Annotated in this window: 11 protein-coding genes; 7 read left to right on the top strand and 4 right to left on the bottom strand. The window is 63.4% G+C overall.

Annotation, left to right across the window (positions count from 1 at the left end; all coding sequences use genetic code 11):
- Window positions 1–2: 2 nt before the first annotated feature.
- Both CGU35_RS03435 and CGU35_RS03430 read left to right on the top strand, forming a co-directional pair.
- A complete protein-coding gene (locus CGU35_RS03435; protein WP_100810357.1) occupies window positions 3–1,424 on the top strand; it encodes a sugar nucleotide-binding protein in 1,422 nt (473 codons plus the stop codon).
- Between the two features lie 73 nt (window positions 1,425–1,497).
- A complete protein-coding gene (locus CGU35_RS03430) occupies window positions 1,498–3,462 on the top strand; it encodes a hypothetical protein (RefSeq protein ID WP_100810224.1) in 1,965 nt (654 codons plus the stop codon).
- 28 nt (window positions 3,463–3,490) lie between these two features.
- Here the strand turns inward: CGU35_RS03430 and CGU35_RS03425 are convergent, their stop codons facing one another.
- From CGU35_RS03425 to CGU35_RS03415, 3 genes are read right to left on the bottom strand one after another with little or no spacing between them, the layout of a single operon-like run.
- Window positions 3,491–5,944: an LGFP repeat-containing protein gene (locus tag CGU35_RS03425; RefSeq protein WP_100810223.1), complete on the bottom strand. Its 2,454-nt coding sequence runs from the start codon at window positions 5,942–5,944 to the stop codon at window positions 3,491–3,493.
- Between the two features lie 52 nt (window positions 5,945–5,996).
- Window positions 5,997–6,809 carry an NAD-dependent epimerase/dehydratase family protein gene (locus tag CGU35_RS03420; RefSeq protein WP_269800319.1) on the bottom strand — a complete coding sequence of 271 codons (813 nt, stop codon included), beginning with the start codon at window positions 6,807–6,809 and terminating at the stop codon, window positions 5,997–5,999.
- Between the two features lie 41 nt (window positions 6,810–6,850).
- Complete coding sequence (locus CGU35_RS03415) at window positions 6,851–8,221, bottom strand: polysaccharide biosynthesis protein (protein WP_100810221.1); 1,371 nt, start codon at window positions 8,219–8,221, stop codon at window positions 6,851–6,853.
- Between the two features lie 161 nt (window positions 8,222–8,382).
- Between CGU35_RS03415 and CGU35_RS03410 the strand changes: the two genes are divergently transcribed.
- Genes CGU35_RS03410 through CGU35_RS03400 form a run of 3 tightly spaced genes read left to right on the top strand, consistent with a single transcriptional unit; the run spans window position 8,383 to window position 11,383 of the window.
- Window positions 8,383–9,849, top strand: coding sequence for a UbiA family prenyltransferase (locus CGU35_RS03410; protein WP_157813879.1), 1,467 nt, complete (start codon window positions 8,383–8,385; stop codon window positions 9,847–9,849).
- On the top strand, window positions 9,846–10,274 hold the full coding sequence (locus CGU35_RS03405; protein ID WP_100810219.1) for a GtrA family protein: 429 nt from the start codon (window positions 9,846–9,848) through the stop codon (window positions 10,272–10,274). The genes CGU35_RS03410 and CGU35_RS03405 overlap by 4 nt, the downstream gene beginning before the upstream one ends.
- Complete coding sequence (locus tag CGU35_RS03400) at window positions 10,223–11,383, top strand: glycosyltransferase family 4 protein (protein ID WP_100810218.1); 1,161 nt, start codon at window positions 10,223–10,225, stop codon at window positions 11,381–11,383. The genes CGU35_RS03405 and CGU35_RS03400 overlap by 52 nt, the downstream gene beginning before the upstream one ends.
- A 3-nt stretch (window positions 11,384–11,386) precedes the next feature.
- Here the strand turns inward: CGU35_RS03400 and CGU35_RS03395 are convergent, their stop codons facing one another.
- Window positions 11,387–13,336, bottom strand: coding sequence for a hypothetical protein (locus CGU35_RS03395; RefSeq protein WP_100810217.1), 1,950 nt, complete (start codon window positions 13,334–13,336; stop codon window positions 11,387–11,389).
- Window positions 13,337–13,443: 107 nt separating this feature from the next.
- Between CGU35_RS03395 and CGU35_RS03390 the strand changes: the two genes are divergently transcribed.
- Both CGU35_RS03390 and CGU35_RS03385 read left to right on the top strand, forming a co-directional pair.
- Window positions 13,444–15,642 carry a glycosyltransferase gene (locus CGU35_RS03390; protein ID WP_100810216.1) on the top strand — a complete coding sequence of 733 codons (2,199 nt, stop codon included), beginning with the start codon at window positions 13,444–13,446 and terminating at the stop codon, window positions 15,640–15,642.
- A gap of 82 nt (window positions 15,643–15,724) precedes the next feature.
- A complete protein-coding gene (locus tag CGU35_RS03385) occupies window positions 15,725–17,965 on the top strand; it encodes a glycosyltransferase (RefSeq protein ID WP_100810215.1) in 2,241 nt (746 codons plus the stop codon).
- Window positions 17,966–17,979 lie beyond the last annotated feature (14 nt).

Below are 17,979 nucleotides of genomic sequence, written 5' to 3'. Positions count from 1 at the left end.
TCATGGAGTTCGGTAAGCATCTCGCAGCGTTTCCATCCCCGATTCCTGGACTAACTGTGTGGGATCTGCCCGTCCACGGCGATTCGCGAGGTTGGTTCAAGGAGAACTGGCAGCGCGAGAAGATGATTGCGATGGGCCTTCCGGACTTCGGCCCGGTGCAGAACAACGTCTCGTTCAACGACGCAATCGGCACAACGCGCGGTATTCATGCGGAGCCGTGGGACAAGTGGGTGTCCGTCGCTACGGGTCGCGTCTTTGGGGCCTGGGTCGACCTCAGGGACGGGCCGACCTTCGGAACCGTCTTCACCGCAGAACTCGACCCGTCGCGTGCCGTGTTCGTTCCGCGCGGGGTGGGAAACGCCTATCAGACCTTGGAAGAAGACACCGCCTACAGCTATTTGGTGAACGATCATTGGTCCTCGGACGCTCACTACACCTTCCTCAACCTCGAAGATGAGACCGCGGCGATCGCGTGGCCGATCGCGCTGGATCGAGCGGCGGTGTCCGCCAAGGACAGGCGTCACCCACGACTGGCTGCCGTGATTCCGGTGGCTCGACGCAAGATCCTGGTCGTGGGCGGGGAGGGCCAGCTCGGACACGCCCTCCGACAAGCACTCGATGCGAGGAAAGATGTCGAGTTCGCGGACCGGCAGGAGTTCGATGTCGCCGATGAGTCGGTGCTGCATGCCCGCCTGTGGAGCGACTACGAAGTCATCATCAACGCTGCGGCGTATACAGCAGTCGACCTCGCCGAGACGCCAGATGGGCGACGGGAGGCCTGGGCGACGAATGTCCAGGGGGTCGCTCACCTCGTGAGGATCGCGGCCATGAACGACCTCACGCTCGTTCATGTCTCATCGGACTATGTCTTCGATGGCGAGACCGATCGACCGTACCGCGAAGACGACCCTGTTAGTCCTCTTGGTGTATACGGCCAGACGAAGGCCGCGGGCGATATTCTAGTGGGGACGGTTCCCAAGCACTACGTCGTACGCGCATCGTGGGTCATCGGCGACGGGAGGAACTTCGTGAGGACAATGGTCGACCTGGCCCAGCGTGGCGTGGCACCCAAGGTCGTCAACGATCAGGTGGGACGCCTGACCTTCACCGAAGATCTTGCCACTGGAATACTCCATCTAGTCGAGACGGGAGCCCCCTTCGGCGTCTACAACCTCACGGGTGCAGGCGACCCGCGGTCCTGGGCGGAGATCGCTCGCATGGTCTTCTCTCTCGCGGGGGGCGACGCTAATCGCGTCACGCCCGTGTCCACCACTGAGTACTACCGCGAGGCCCAAGGTCCGGTCGCTCCTCGACCGCGCAGCAGCGAACTCGACCTTTCGAAGATTGAGGCGACTGGCTATTCACCGGTCGACTTCGATCGACGTCTTGGGCAGGCCGTTGCCCGATGGTGTGGGGAAGTCTGATGGGCAACTCGCGTGTTGTCCCGACTGAGGCAGTACTGCGGCTGAATGCCTTGCCCAGGCACCGACAGCATCAATGAGCGGCATCTTCGGCTCGCTGGGCATACTCGTCCAGTTGGCACTTCTGTTCGGCGTCGCCGCATCACTGCGTTCCTCACGAGGGACGGCCCTCGCTGCCCTCTACGGGGCGCTTGTGGCGATAGTGGGCTATCCGCTTGTCGTGGTGGCCCTTCTCTTCGTGAACGTTCCGTGGCAGGTCACGAACGTGATCCTGGCCGCGACGATCGTTGGCGCGTTCGCATTGCGTTCGGTGCGCGAGCCGGTCCTCAATGGCCTGCGAATGATCCCATCGGACGCACGCAGGAACTGGCCTGCTTTGGCGATCATCGTCGCCGCCCTCGGGATTCACTGGACCATCGCCGCGTTCAAGCCTGAGGTGTCCGGTGACGGAATGATGTACCACGGCCCCATCCTCGCTCTGCTCTCGCAGTCGGGGAGTCTGTGGGGCTGGGACATGGTCAGCCAGTACATGGCATACACCGACCTGACGATGGTCGGTGCCATCAATCTTGCGACGTTCACGGGCACGGCGGCATTCGACGATGCGGCTCAGATTCCGCATCTGTTCGTCTTGCTGCTCGTGCTGAACGTCGCGTTTCAGCGGCGGTTTCGCAGCTCTACCGTGCGCATGTGTCTGGCCATACTGATCGTCTCCGCTCCTGTGATCTGGCTTCAGCCTCGAACCCTCCTAGTGGACCTGGCCTACGGTGCAGCGATTTCGACGTCGATCGTGCTGATTGCCGTTGTTCGACACGCGCGTCCGCTCGACACGATGATGTGCGCGATGGCGATCGCCGGCGTCCTCGCATCCAAGCCGACTGGGATTGCAACGAGCGCTCTCCTCTTGGGGTTCCTCGTGCTCGCCGTGATCGTTCGGGGAGTTCGGCAACGTGCGCGCGTCGGTCCGCTCCTGCTTCACCATGCGTCAGCAGCGCTGGTCCCCCTCCTCCTCTCGCTGACTTTCTACGCGCGCAATCTCATCGCGTTCGGCAATCCCGTCTACCCAGTTCGGGTCTCGCTCGGCCCACTCGACTTACGTGGAGTCGTCGATTTCTCGCTCTTCTCGTCGGGTGACCGAGGCGCGGGGCTGGTTGATCTCATCCGTCTCCGGACCTTCGCCGAAGGGCTCGCGAGCGGCGCGATGCATGGAGTCACCAAACTCGACTACGACCCCCGCGAGGGCGGCTTCGGCTACGTCCCCCTCTGGATCTTGATTCTTGCAGTTGCCCTCCTGATCGCTCAGGCGATCGTGGGAGTGCTGCGCACATCACGATTCGCATGGCGCGCAGACCTCTTCGTGCCAGCCATCATCATCACGGCTCTCTCCATCGGAGTGATCACCCTCCAACCAGCGTCGTTCGACTCGCGCTACGTAATAGGCCCGACGGTCTGCATTCTCGCTGCAACACTCGCCATCAGCCCCGTCTTGCGCCCCCCTCGGTTGATCGATGCGATCGCCGCCCTGTGCGCACTGATACTCGCGGGCAATCAGATCTGGTGGACTGAGACGCATATGAATCCCGGGCTACGATCTGTACTCGATACGCGAAGCTATTCAGCGGATCTCCAAGCCGACACACCCGGCAATCCGTGGGGACAAGGGTGGCGGACGTCCTGGCTCGGCGATGACTGTTCGACCATTGCGCTGCAGACCTCGGGTGGTCTGGACGCCAACGGCTGGCAGACCGATGCTCCGTTCGCCGCTCTGCCCTACCCCCTGTATGGTCCACGTTTGTGCAACGAGGTGATCGGAATCACAATCCCGGGTGTCGTCGCCGACGGCGCCCGTCAGGGCGCTGCAGAGGCGGCGCTGATGACTGCCGACTATCTCGTCCTCTACGAACGAGACATGGCGTTCTGGGAAGCTGCGTACCCCGCTTCCGCGCAGTGCTGGCAGCGAATACTCACGATCCCCGCGTTCGAAGGCAGCTTCCCTGAAGCGAATGCGGTACTCGCCAACACGTGTGCTCTACGCAACTAACGAAACATGTAGCTGACAACGGCGGAAGCTACAGACCGGCCGAGCCATTCGTGACGGTCACCACACCACCCTGGAACGCCTGCGTGTAATTCCCCGACCCAGGATCCGCCGAAGGACCTGACGTCGGGAACCCGAGCAGACCCCCCTCACGACCCCAACTCGACCACAACGACACCACAGCCGACGGCATCGCATACGCCCCCGCACCACTGTGCACCACCCACCCGTTCTGGAACGCCTGGGAGCACGCACCCGCAGCCATACCGCACCACTTACCGCTCACCCCAGAACCCAACCAGCCGTTCGCCAACACCGTCCCAAACCACGGATCCGTCGACGACGTCAAACCGGCCGAGCCATTCGTGACGGTCACCACACCACCCTGGAACGCCTGCGTGTAATTCCCCGACCCAGGATCCGCCGAAGGACCTGACGTCGGGAACCCGAGCAGACCCCCCTCACGACCCCAACTCGACCACAACGACACCACAGCCGACGGCATCGCATACGCCCCCGCACCACTGTGCACCACCCACCCGTTCTGGAACGCCTGGGAGCACGCACCCGCAGCCATACCGCACCACTTACCGCTCACCCCAGAACCCAACCAGCCGTTCGCCAACACCGTCCCAAACCACGGATCCGTCGACGACGTCAAACCGGCCGAGCCATTCGTGACGGTCACCACACCACCCTGGAACGCCTGCGTGTAATTCCCCGACCCAGGATCCGCCGAAGGACCTGACGTCGGGAACCCGAGCAGACCCCCCTCACGACCCCAACTCGACCACAACGACACCACAGCCGACGGCATCGCATACGCCCCCGCACCACTGTGCACCACCCACCCGTTCTGGAACGCCTGGGAGCACGCACCCGCAGCCATACCGCACCACTTACCGCTCACCCCAGAACCCAACCAGCCGTTCGCCAACACCGTCCCAAACCACGGATCCGTCGACGACGTCAAACCGGCCGAGCCATTCGTGACGGTCACCACACCACCCTGGAACGCCTGCACATAGTTCGAGCCGCCAGGCACCGAGGGGTCCCCGACGGGGAGGCCGAGGATCCCGGCCTCGCGTCCCCAGTCCGTCCAGAGCCAGCGCACCGCGTTAGGTACAACCCGAGTCCCCACGGCTGGGTTAGAAACCACCCACGCACCTTCGAATATTTGAATACATGTGGCGCCGGCACACGTCGCGTCACCTAGTGGAAGACCGAGAGCACCGTACTCACGGCCCCAGTTCGACCAGGTGTACCTCACGTCGTTCAGCACGACACGCATACCGCCCACGGGACTCGACACAATCCAGCCGCCCTGGAACTCCTGCCGACACGAGCCGAAACCCATGTCGTCACAGCGGCGATCCGCAATCGGATATCCCAGGGAACCGAACTCACGGCCCTGATTTGACCATGTCGCGAAGACATCGGGACGAACGCCAGTCGCTGTCGAGTGGGTGCTGCTGAACACGAAGCCGTTCTGGAAAGCCTGTGAGCAGCCGCCATTCGGGCCGCCGCACGTCATGGGACCCGTCGTGTAACCCAGCCAATCCCGATTCGACGCGTAATACGACAGGAAGTATGAGCCGACCTCATTGCCGAGCGTCGGGCCGAACCAGTCGGTGTAATAGCTGTAGAAGTTTCGGTTGCCGTAGCTCGAACATCTATCACCCTCGCCGTATCCAGCAGCTAAGGCCGCAGAATTCGGCTGGTAGGGGGTGTAGTAATACAGATTGGCGGTAGCTTGATTGTGGATGTAGACGGGCGAGGAACCGCAAGTGGCGTCCGGGCTGTATCTGATGTTCCACGTCTTCCCCGGAGCGTAGTATTTGAAGTTCTGGGAGACACCGTAGACCTTGAATTGCTGTGCCGCTCCGTATATCTGGTTGAAGAAACCGTAATAGTTAGAATCACAATTGGCGGTGTCCGGGCATCCCTGCCCCATCGCCTTCCGGTAACGCAAGTCGCTGGGCGCGGAATGCGTGACGAGGCCTTGCTCTTTTTGTAGTGTGACCAGCAGGACCTTCTGGCTTATTCCACACGCAGCACCGACTTTGGCAATCACGTCCGCGGCGGATTCGTACGGGCCACCGGAATATGCTCCGCAGTACGCCGTGGCCGGTTTGGAATAGGTATCGAGACGGTACGAACGAAGGCAGGTATAGCCTGCGACGCAGCCCTGGTACTTGGAGTCGAGGAAATCCTGGACCTGTCGCGCGGTCATCGCGGAGCCGTTGAAGAACAGGGCGTCGTCGATGATGCGGCCCGGGTTGAATGCGCCGAGGTTCGCCGTCTGAACGCGGCCCGCTGACTCGATAGCGGCGCTGGTGATCCCCGATTCTAGCGTGGGCGAGCTGAGAGACAGCTCTCCTGCCTCGGCGTTCACCGCGGGCAGACCAACGAAGAGCGCCACCGCGATCGAAAGCGCGGAGATTGCGGCGACGCGCGCGCGCAGGATATGCAGAAAGGAACTCACTCGTCAAGGTTCGCATAGGTGCGCCGATAACCCGTGGATTCCCCGCTGTTCGTCACGCCCAGCCGCGTGTCGTGGTGTCCAGGGATTTCCAGACGCTTTCCACTCGGCGTCGCGCGGTCCAACCCAAGACCCGTTCGGCATGCGTCGCATCAGCCACGCTGAAAGAATGTATCCCTTCGCCGGGGACGGGTGCGTACTCATCGCGAGCCCATCCCGCGAGTAAGAGATTGTCGATCCCGATTCCGGTACCCACGTTTATCGGCCCCAAAGCGGGGGACGCTACCGCAGCGTCGATTGCTTCGGCTACGTCGCGCACGTCGACGTAGTCGCGCACGAAGCTCGATGTCATCAACAGCGAAGGGCGCTCCCCTTCGACCAGTCGGTTGATGAGCGAAGCGTGACAACGCGGTCCGTAGACGTTGAACAATCGCAACGAGGCGCCCGAGAGCCGGGAACCGCCGACAGCGATTTCGGCGCGCCGCTTGAAGTCCGCATACGCCGAGGTGCCGAGCAGAGGGTCGGACTCGCGCAACCGTCGCGGCGAGGCATCCCCGTACACGGCGGCACTCGATGCGAAGACGAAGCGGTCGACATCGTTCGCCGCGCAAGCATGGAGGAATCGCTCGAGGTCGCGCAGCGCGCGCACGGCGCGCTGCCTCGCGTCCGCGTCGGACGGAGTCAACACGGGAGAGGCGAGGTAGACCACCCCGCGTGGCCGCCACCTCGCGAGCACATCGAGAACCTGCGCGTCGTCTGACACATCGAGCGGCTCCAGTCGGCCGGACCTCGCCGTGGCCACCACTCTCAGACCCCGCGAACGCATCCGCTCAGTCGTCGCGCGCCCGATGGGCCCCGCGGCTCCCACCAGGAGAACGTCCGCGCGCGCGGGCGTCCTCGGGCTTTTCGTCACTGGAGAGCCGAAAAGCCGAACGATCGGAGTTCGACGCGCAACTCGTCATCCGAGATCTCGTAGGCACGAGTCCGGTCCAGCATCCGCCGAGCCCAGACGAGCGCGTCGCCTGGAGGCCGCTCGCCAGGCTCCGTAACGATGAAGATCTTTGGATGGGTTGTTGCATCGACAGAGCTTGATCGATAGGAAAGTTCCTCGTACATCTTCTCCCCGGGCCGAAGTCCGATGATCTCGATCTCCAACGCGGGATTCACGGCGTCGATCAGAGCGCGCGCGAGGTCATACACCCGAATCGGCTCGCCCATGTCCAGAACGAAGAGATCCCCCTGCTGTCCGGTCGTAGCGCTCTGGATCACGAGCTGCGCCGCTTCGTCGATCGTCATGAAGTAGCGGGTGATCTCAGGGTGCGTCACCGTCAGGTTATGCCCGCGCTGAAGTTGCCGACGGAATGTCTGCATGACGCTCCCCTCGCTCTCCAACACATTGCCGAAGCGCACACCGGAGAATCTGGTCGCCGATTCGCCCCGAGCCAAGTCGGCGAGGAGAAGTTCGCCGATGCGTTTGGTTGCTCCCATGACGTTCGTCGGATGAACCGCCTTGTCGGTCGATACGTAGACCGCTCGTTCGACACCCCACTCGGCTGCCTTCTCGAGGACGTTCAGCGTGCCGCCGACGTTGTTGTTGAACGCCTCGACGACGTTCTGCTGCATGAGGGGGACGTGCTTGTATGCCGCGACATGGAATACGACCTCGGGCCGGTGACGTGCCATGATCTGCGCGATCCGGCGCTCGGACTGCACATCCGCGACCTCCAACCTGAAGTTGGGAATGTCGATGAGCGACTGTCCAAGGTGAAAGATCGCCGGCTCCGACCTGTCCACGCACACGACGATCTCAGGATCGAGCATGTGGAGTTGCGTAACGAGCCGCGAACCGATCGAGCCGCCCGCTCCCGTCACCAGGATCCGTCGCCCCTCTATGAGCTCCCGCGCACTTACCATGTCGTGTTTCACCGGCGCTCGACCGACGAAGTCCAGCACATCGACATCGGTCAGGTCCGTCAGCGCCACCCGTTCCCTAGCCACGATCCGGTAGGTCCGAGGAATCACAGCGAGCTCAACGGCGGGGCGCGGCACACGCCCCACGAAATCGCGCACGACATCGCTCGGTGCGGAGGGAATCGCAAAGTAGACCACATCCACGCGATGTAGCTGGCAGACGGAGCCCACCTCGTCCAGGCGCCCGAGAACATCAGGCCCCGTCGCCGTATCGTCCAGATATCCGACGACGATGTCGCCAGCAGCCGCGGTATCGTCAGCCAAGCTCTTGCCGGCAGCGCCCCTACCCGCGATCAGGACTCGTTTCATCAAGACTGCTCTACCTTCGATCGGTTGCCGGGGACGCTCCGGAGATTCTAGTTCGACAAACCTCGTCGGAACCGTTGAAGCCGTTTACCGGGACGACGACTAGGCTTGCAAGCGGCATGCTCGCGCGTTAGGCGGCATGCGCGCGCAATAGATTGGATCCTGTGGACAGTATCAAGCCGCTGGTCGTCGATCTCGATGGCACGTTGCTTCGATCCGACACGTTGCACGAGGCGATCGCCGCGAACCTCGCGCATCCGCGGAGCCTGCTGCGAGCAGTCGTCGCGATGTTCCGTGGCGGCAAGGTGGCTCTTAAGAGAGCCTTCGCCGAAACCGAACGCGCCGATGTGCAGACGGCGCCGCTCAACTCGGCTGTGCGTGATCTGATAGTTGCTCGTGCGGAGGACGGCGGACGCGTCTTTTTGGCCACCGGCGCGGACGCCGCCGTTGCGGACGCGTTCCTGCCGCGCGTGCCGGAGATCGAGAGTGCGTATACGAGCACAGGCGACCTCAACTTCACGAGCCACGAGAAGGCTCGTGCTCTCGTGAGCGAGTTCGGCGAGAGGGGCTTCGACTACGTCGGCAACTCACCGGCCGACCGCGCCGTCTGGCGCTCGGCCGATCAGGCCTACCTAGCCACCACGCGTCGCGCCGGCGTCCCGCGGTGGGCACGGGACCTCGTGTTCGCGGCGGTCCTGCGCGACCCGGGGCCACGTCCGTGGCGCGCCTGGCTCCGAGCGGTGCGGATCCACCAGAGTCTGAAGAATCTCCTCCTCTTTCTCCCTCTCGTGGCCGCGCACCAGCTGACTGATCTACGCGCACTCGCTCTTGCAGTCGGCGGGTTCATCGCGTTTACGCTGATGGCCGCTTCCGTGTATCTCCTGAACGATGCGGTGGACCTCCGCGCGGACCGCGCTCATGCGCGAAAGCGGGCACGCCCGCTCGCAGCGGGATGGATATCCCCTGTCCATGCACTCGTGGTCGCGGGCATCCTCGCGATTCTCGCCATCGTCTTGGGCACCGCACTCAGCGCCGCATTCCTCGGAGTACTCCTCACATACGCTGCGCTCACCCTGGCGTATAGCTTCGTCTTGAAACGCATCGCGCTGATCGATGTCGTCGTCCTCGCCCTGCTCTATATGGTGCGAATCGTCGCCGGTGCGGTCGTGACGGGGATCGCGCTCTCCTTCTGGTTCACTGGCGTCGCGCTCTTCTTGTTCCTCTCGCTCGCACTCGTGAAGCGCTACGCCGAGGCACATGAGCGCCGGGAGGGCGGCGGAACGATACCCGGTCGCGGTTACTCGGGTGACGACATTCATGCGATTCTGGCCCTCGGGTCTGGTTCCGGTGTGGCGGCGACGCTCCTGACCGCCATCTACATCCAGAGCGAAGCCGTCCGCGAGATCTACGCCGCTCCGGTGGTTCTCTGGCTCGTGATCCCTGTGATGTTCTTCTGGGTCGCCAATCTGTGGCTCAAGGCGGGCCGCGGCCTCATGCACGACGATCCGGTCATCTTCGCGCTCCGCGACCGCGCAAGCCTCGGGGCTGCGCTCGTGATGGCGGTCGTGTTCGTCATCGCGTCGCTCCCCTTGACCGCGACGATTCTCCCTTACGCGCGAGTGATCGCGTGAGTCGGCATGTCCGCCTCGCAGGCCAAGGCGGACGGTATCTGGCCGTCGGAATCTACAACGTCGGCTTCACGCTCGCGGTGTTCTGGTTGCTCGACACGTTCCTCGGCGAGACACTCGGTGTCCAGGCCGTGTACTGGATTTCCGCGGGCCTCGGAATCATCAACGGGTTCATCTTCCAGCGTCTCGTCGTGTGGCGGTCGCGCGGAATGTGGCGCCGCGAGTTGGCGAAGTTCGCTGTGGTCAATCTGGCCGTTTCACTCATCAACTCGTTCCTCCTCTTCCTGACGGTCACGCTCTGGGGCCTCCCTGCCTTCCCCTCTCAGGTGGGAATTACCGCCGTACTGCTCATCGCCACGTTCATCGTCAACCGCCAATGGGTGTTCCGAGCGACGCAGCCATCCGCGAGAGAGGAGAAGGACCGATGAAGCACCGCATCGATGTGTTCCTTCAGTACTACAAGCCGCACGTCAGCGGACTGACGAACATGGCTGCCGCTCTCGCCGAGGACATGGTTCGGCAGGGCAATGAGGTCCATGTGCACTGTGTCGCGAAATCCGGCCCGAGCATCGAATACGTCGAGTCGGGCGTAACCGTCCACGCGTATCGACGGAACTTCTCTCTCGGGCGCGGCAACTTCTCGAGCGGCTTCTTGCGCGCCGCATGGCGCGTGCGCAAGAAGCCGGGAACGACACACTTCCATCTGCCACTCCCGGAATCGGGTCTTCTGGGATGGATACTACGTCGGCGCCCTTCCGTTGTGACCTATCAGTGCGATGCACCTTCGGGGGGCGTCACGATGTCACTCATGGCCCGTGCGCTCGACATCTCCCACCGCTCCCTTATCCGTCGTTCCACCGTGGTGTGCACGTCGAGCGCAGACTATGCCGAGCATTCGAGACTGCATCGGCTTTTTGCGAGGAAGGGCTCCATGGCCGTTCCCGCGACCAGCGAGGACCGCCGCGGTGGCGTCGCTCGCTATGCCGTCCCTGGCCGGCGGCAGATCGGATTCCTGGGTAGACCGACGTCCGAGAAGGGCATCGACACTCTTATGGATGCGCTCGATCTCCTTCCCTCGGACATACTCCTCACCCTCGCGGGACCGCTCGAAGGGCTAAGCGAGCGAGTGGGCTATGATCGCGCGCGGCTCGAGGAGCTCATCAGCGAAGGACGAGTCCGATCTCTCGGATTCCTTGCAGAGAACGAGATCGCAGACTTCTACGCGTCGCTCGACCTTTTCGTCCTTCCCTCCACCAACTCGTTCGAAGCCTTCGGGATTGTGCAGGTGGAGGCGATGTCTGCTGGCACGCCGGTCGTCGCGTCAGACCTCCCCGGGGTCCGCACCATCATCCAGACGACGGGATTCGGAGAGGTCGCGAATACCGGCGATAGCGTCGATCTCGCGCGCGCCATACGCGTCGCACTCGAAAGCTCCTACGATAAGGAGTCCGCGCGCAAGATCCTCGACTCCGTCTATCTGTCACCCAGACCGGAGTTGGCATATCGAGAGATCCATATGCGGGTGCGCAGCAATTGATCGTCAACAGACAGCCCGGATGACGACGATATCCTGAGGATACGTCTCGGAGCCCGGCACCTGGTCGACGACGATCCAGCAGTCGGACGCACCCGGCGCCAGCTGCCTCCACTTCTGTTCGTCGTCGGCGTTGAAGAGGAGGAAGTCAGCCGTGAGGAGCGGGTGCGCCTGGAACGAACCGTCCGCGTATGAATCGATCTGCACCGGCGTGACGACATTGCACAGGGCGGGACCGTAGAGACCGTATGGCAGTGCGGACAGGGAGGTGCGTTCGGCGAGTCCGCCCGCGCTCACACCGCCCGAGGTCTGCAGCACAATGTCGAAGCAACGCGACGGATCGTCGGGCAGCCACGAGATGCTCTCGCCCCGACCCCACGGATTCCCCGGGGTAATGGGCTGCCATACCGCAGGGAATCCTCGCAGGTCCTTGATCGTGGACATGCCCAGCAGGATGTTCGACTCGGCCCAGGCCACCTGCCCGATGGCGAGGACGAGGGCGACCGCGCCCGCCGCAATATCGATTATCGGCGGCGTCGTGCGCAACGTTGTGGGCAGGAGGACCGCCACCGCCAGTACAGCCGCGGGCCCAATCACGTACCGGGTATCGAAAGTCGCGGGTTGGACGATCAGTACGGCAGCGCTCATGAGCACTAAGGCCGCTTGGACTCCCCAGTTGCCGCGCCGGTCGATGGGTACACGACTATCCCGCGCTCGCCAGACGATCTGCGCGACGACGATGGCCACCGCGATTCCGAGCACGAACAGAGGCATGTACGCGAACCCGCCCGACCGCGGGTCGTAGTCGGGTTTGGTGACTCCGTTTACGACGCCGTCCCAGAGGCTTTCCGCAAACGTCTGGTAGCGAAGCAGATCGAGCAACCCCGACCCGCGATCGCCCGACGCGAAGACGCTGAGGTCGATGATGCCCGGCAGCGAGAAGGAGCCTACCGTCACCTGGACCGGGTAGACGGGGTTTCCGAAGGAGACGAGGTTCCGAAAGTAGAAGCCCATAGCAAGCATGATCGGTACGACTCCGGCAGCTACCACACCGCCGACCGCGCGTTGCCATGGAAGTCGCGAACGGCGTCTTCTCCATATCGCCACGACGACGAGCGCGGCGAGGAGCAGCCCACCCGTCAACAGCCCGGTCGGCTTGATCGCGAGGATGGACGCGCCCGCGATCGCTGCGATCGTCACATCCCACCACTGCGCGCGCCGCGATGTCGCGATCAGGACGATCAGAGCGGCGACCGCCGCACCGTATGCCACATCCACGTACAGGATGCGCGGCTGAATCCAGATGACTGGCGCGGAGATAATCAACCCGGCCATCGCAAACCGCACCCACGCCCTGGGGAATCGCGCCTGTAGAGCCACGTTCAGTGCGAAAAGCAGGATGATCAGATGCGGCACTTGGGCACCGTTGTCGAACCATGTCGTACCTGTAAATGTGGCGAGGTTGAGCGTGCCCACCATGGCGAGATCGGTGTAATACATGTACTGATTGGGGGCGTCCCAGCCCCAAAGCGTGCCGCTCTGCAGGAGTTGGGCAAGCACTGGACCATGATAGAGCTGACCGTCGATCGACATCTCCGGAGCCAGGATGACGGCGAGCAGCTGTATTGCGAGGACGCCCGCAAGAATTCCGATGGCTCCCCACGATGCACGCACGAGGGTTCCTAGTCGAGCACGCGAACGCCTAACGCGCTCGCGTGCAGAAGGAGAGCAGGCCAGACCGACGAGGGCCAGCACCAGAACTCCGTTGCTAGCCTGCCACGGGATCCCGAGCGCCATCGCCCCGAGAAGGATGAGAGCGTAACCGTCGACAGCGACGAGCGCCGCGAAGAGCAGCGCAATAGCACGTCCACGGCGCGGCGCGGCGAGGAGATACACACCGGCGAACAACCCGGCCTGCACGACGAGACCGACAGAACCGGCAAGGGTATTCAGCACATCGCGAGGATATCCGATGGACCTCACTGCGAACTCAGTGGCTCGGCGAGCGCTCGCACCGCGTGAAGGAACGTGCGCAGGCGCATGACCGAGAGGAGAATACAAGGATGAGCGCCAATTCCGATGTGATCGACGTCTCCGTCCTCGTCATCGCAGATCGCGATACGCGCTCTCTCCGGCCGACTGTCCACTCCGTGCTCGCCGCAACCGCGCGTGCTGAGGCGCTAGGGCTCTCCTGCGAAGTCATCATCGCGACCAGCAGGAGCATAAAACTGCCGCCGCTCGAATCCCACATGTCTTCACACGATTCCCCTCTACACATTCTCCGGAGCGACGCCACGACACGCGGCGGGGCGAGGAACGAAGCGGTCCGTTCTGCCACCGGAACCACAGTTGCGATGATCGATTCCGGCGACATGATGACACCCGACTTTCTGGCTCGGGCGCATTCCGCGGCCATGTCCACGGATCGCGAGTGCATCATCCACGCCGCTGCCGTCCTGAGCTTCGGTCGGAAGAATGAGGTGCGCCTTCTCCCCCACGGACGCGAGGATCTCGCCCTCGCGGACCTGATCCATCATCAACCCTGGTCATCCCTCGCCCTGGGAAGGCGGCGGACGCTCAGCACGGCGCCGTTCAAGGAAATTCCCGCGTCGTACGGTCGGGACGCGGAGGTGTGGGCGTGGAGCGTGGACACCCTGTCCTCCGGAATCGACCATCGCTCCGTCGCCCAGACAATGCACCTGCAGCGCGAAACGTTCTCCACGAATGCCGCCGACGCGGTTGCGCGGATCCTCCCCCCGATCGACATGACGGGACTCCTTCGATACCCCGACACCGCGCCGATCGCGCACGATCCCCACGTCCGCACACCGCGGCACGGCGGCCTCGATCGTGCGGCTCGCTTCGCGAGACGGCTCCCGCTGCCGGGGCGCCTGCGCGCCGCGCTGAAGCGAGTCGTCGAGCGCGGGGCAGACCGAGAAGGTGCCGTCGCGTCTGACACATGCCCGTCGGCCGAACTCCTCGAGATGCTTCGCGAAGCAACCGTGCTCGACCCAGCAGTCTCCTGGGCGGTCGAGAACCTTGCGCAGCTCCCGCTTTGGCGGCCTCGCGACGATGGGCACGGCGCCTTGCTCGAGCGCCTCCTATCGCAGGGCAACGGCCGACGAACCACTCTCGTCGCCGTGCCCTGGCTCGGAATCGGCGGAGGGGGCCTCGTAGCGACGAACTACCTCCGCGCGTTGATCGAACTCGCGGCGAACGATGAACGCGTCGTCCTTCTCACCACAGGGGACCCAGCGAGAACTGTGCTCGACGCAGTGCCGGACGGCGTCTCGCTCCTTCAAATTCCGACACTGCTTGACGAGCGCGATGGGTACTGGCGTCAGCGATTCTTCGCCCAACTGGTGGTGTTTCTCGCCCCACGATCGATCATCTCCGTGAACTGCCATCACATCACTGACGCGATGCAGCAGTTCCCCGAGCAGATCACAGATGCCACGGACCTCTATCTGACGATGTTCGGATTCGATCGACGCGTCTCCGGGTTGCCATCGAGCCCTCTCACCGACGAGGGAATGCGCGCGCCGCTCTCCCTGGCGGCGGGAATACTCACCGATAACTCGACGATGGCCTCGCGTTTGAAGGAGATCGTGACCGTCGAGCACATGACTCATGTGCATCTTCAGCCCGCCTTCCCTGTCACTCCCGACCTCGATCGCGGGGGCGCTGCATACTCGGATGACCTCGCGGACGACGAACCGATCCGCGTGCTGTGGCCGCACCGACTCGATGCGGAAAAGCGTCCAGATGCCCTGATCAAGCTCGCAAGAACCCTCAACAGCCATGGGATAGCGGCTGAGATCGACGTATGGGGATCGCCTGTCGTCGATTCGAGCGCGGCCGACGGCCTCCTCACAGATCTCGCAGGCGCAGGCATCCGCTACCGCGGTCCATATGCGGGCGGCCTATTGAGCCTCCCACTCACCGACTACCACCTCCTGCTTCTCACTTCACAGACGGAGGGCCTGCCGCTCGTCCTGGTCCAGTCCTTGCTCCTGGGCCTCCCGGTCGTCGCGACGGCAGTAGGAGGTGTGCCAGAGATCGTCATCGATGGGCGCACAGGCCTGCTGGTGCGTGGCCCCGAAGACGTGGAAGAAATGGTGGACGCGATCCGACGCCTTCGTTCGTCCGCTCTGCGCCGGACGCTCATCGAACAGGGATACGAATACGCCGCTGCCCAGCACTCCTGGGCGTCGTTTCGCAGCCGCGTAGCAGAGGTGTTCGGGGAATCGGCGGGGAACTGACCGGGGACGACTCGTGGGAGAATCGTGCTGATGCTGTGACACTCGCCCCGCGGGGCTCTCCGATCGATGAAGTGGGTTCTTGATGCCTCTGCCGCGGCGACCGGATTTGACTGTGGTGATCACCGCGCACAACGAAGGCCGACTCCTGCGACCGACGCTGCGCTCTGTGGCTTCGGCGCTGGAATGCGTTGTGGACTCTGGAAACACCGCCGAACTCCTGATCGTCTGCGACAACGCCGACGACGTCGTGCTGTCCGAAGCGCGGCGATGGTGCACGCTCTCGGACCTCGGCTATGACGTGCGGATGATAGAGGTTGCGCTCGGCGAGTCGGGCGCCTCGAGGAATGCTGGAGCGTACGAAGCACTGGGCGAGTACGTCGCCTTCGTAGACGGCGACGACCTCGTGTCATCGAATTATCTCGACGATGCGCTCCGCCTCCTGCGGGCAAGCGACGCCCCAACGATCATCCATCCGGAGTATGTCGTGAGCTTCGGAGCGCGGTCGCTCCTCTGGCGTACCGAGTCCACACGAACGCACGATGTGTCGTACCGCGACCTGATCAGGCACAACCTCTGGCCGTCCTCGGCCGTAACGCGACGCGACGTATACCTCGAGCATCCCTATCGCACACTGCCCCCCGAGAAAGGCTATGGCCCCGAAGACTGGGTGTGGAATATCGACACGAGCGCCGCTGGCGTCGTGCACGACGTAGCGCCCGACACGGTGTTCTTCTATCGAGTGCGGGAACAGGGCGGCGTCAATAGCCGCCACTCTGTGTCGATCCTGCCCGTCTTCGACTTCGAAGGACTCAAGCGGCACCTCCCGATCCCAGGTACGCAACCCGGCTCCTCCTCGTCTCCTCACCGCAGAAGCTTCCCGCAGCGCGCGTACGCGATCCTTCTGCCGTTCGCGCGCTGGTCGACACGCTGGCTGAGTTTCGAAGCGAAGCACGGCATCTACCGTGCAGCTCGCGGCGTGATGCGAACGGTCACGGGTTCCGGGAAACGCGCCACGAATCGAGTTCGGCCGGCCGTCGCAGCTGCGCTCAGCGCAGCGGCCGAAATCGATCCAGCGGTATCCTGGACAGCGCACTCCTTTCAGAAGCTACCCATATGGCTCGCAAGGGACGATGGATACGCAGAGTGCCTCGAAGCTGCGCTCGATCAGCTCGACAGACGCGGGGGCGCTCTGGTCGCCGTCCCCTGGATCGGAGTCGGTGGGGCGGACATCGTGTCCCTGAACTACGCGAAGGCCCTAGCGGGCACTGACCGATTCCGCGATCGCACAACGATACTCGGCACGTTCCTCCAGGAGCGGACCGTCAGGGAGCTGATCCCCGAGTCGATCAGCTATGTCCACCTCGACTCGCGCTGGCTCGAGTTGGCCCCGCACATCCGACGTCGGCTTATCGCCCAGCTGATCGTCCTCGTGCGCCCAGAGTTGCTCGTCTCCGTGAATTGTTTCCACGTGACCGAAGCCTTGCAGGACCATCACGGCCAGATCCTGGACGGTACACGGGCGTACGCCACGCTCTTTGCATTCGACAGGATCGGCGAGGGGTACCCGGTGAACCCGATCACCGACGACAGTCAGCGCACCTACCTCGACGCGATAGACGGGCTCCTGACCGACAACAGCACAACCGAAATGTTGATCGAGGAGATCCTCGCTCTTCCACCCGAGCGTGTACTCGTGCACCGGCAGCCAGCGATGGACGAGACACCCGCATTGAACCGGGACACGAACGCCTACCGAGATGACCGCTTCTCGGATATGGCCCCGTTCACACTCTTGTGGCCTCACCGTCTGGACGATGAGAAGCGCCCGGACGTCCTGGTCGCGCTGAGTCGTGAGCTGCGTCGTCGGCAGATCCCCGCGCGCATCGAGGTGTGGGGCCAACGCGTTCTGACTCCCGCCGGAACCTCTTTATTGCGCGACTTGAAAGAGGCGGGAGCGATCTACCGCGGGCCCTACTCGGGTGGCCTCGCATCGCTCGATACGAATCGGTACCATGCTCTACTCCTCACCTCGAAGTCCGAGGGCCTACCCCTTGTGTTGGTGCAGTCACTCCTGCTTGGACTGCCCGCGATCGCGTCACGCGTGGGCGGGGTCCCCGACATCATCGTCCACGAGACGACGGGACTCCTGACGAATGGTCCGGACGATATCGAGGGTTATGCGGATGCAGTCGAGCGTCTGATGGCGGATATCGAGTTCCGTCGCGAGCTCATCGAGAACGGATATGCCTTCGCGGTCTCACATCATTCTTGGGCTGCCTTCGCACGAACGGTCGGCGAGACCCTCGCCACAGACCTCAGGTAGCGACCGACATCGCC

This window comes from Microbacterium sp. BR1 (genome assembly GCF_002812725.1).
In the GTDB taxonomy this organism is placed as follows: Bacteria; Actinomycetota; Actinomycetes; order Actinomycetales; family Microbacteriaceae; genus Microbacterium.
This window is presented reverse-complemented; position numbering and strand designations above follow the sequence as displayed.

Bases quoted from the DNA above. Each gene is read 5' to 3' on its own strand.
- CGU35_RS03435 (WP_100810357.1), top strand. From the start codon at position 3: ATGGAGTTCGGTAAGCATCTCGCAGCGTTTCCATCCCCGATTCCTGGA.
- CGU35_RS03430 (WP_100810224.1), top strand. From the start codon at position 1,498: ATGAGCGGCATCTTCGGCTCGCTGGGCATACTCGTCCAGTTGGCACTT.
- CGU35_RS03415 (WP_100810221.1), bottom strand. From the start codon at position 8,221: ATGAAACGAGTCCTGATCGCGGGTAGGGGCGCTGCCGGCAAGAGCTTG.
- CGU35_RS03400 (WP_100810218.1), top strand. From the start codon at position 10,223: ATGGGTGTTCCGAGCGACGCAGCCATCCGCGAGAGAGGAGAAGGACCG.
- CGU35_RS03390 (WP_100810216.1), top strand. From the start codon at position 13,444: ATGAGCGCCAATTCCGATGTGATCGACGTCTCCGTCCTCGTCATCGCA.
- CGU35_RS03385 (WP_100810215.1), top strand. From the start codon at position 15,725: ATGCCTCTGCCGCGGCGACCGGATTTGACTGTGGTGATCACCGCGCAC.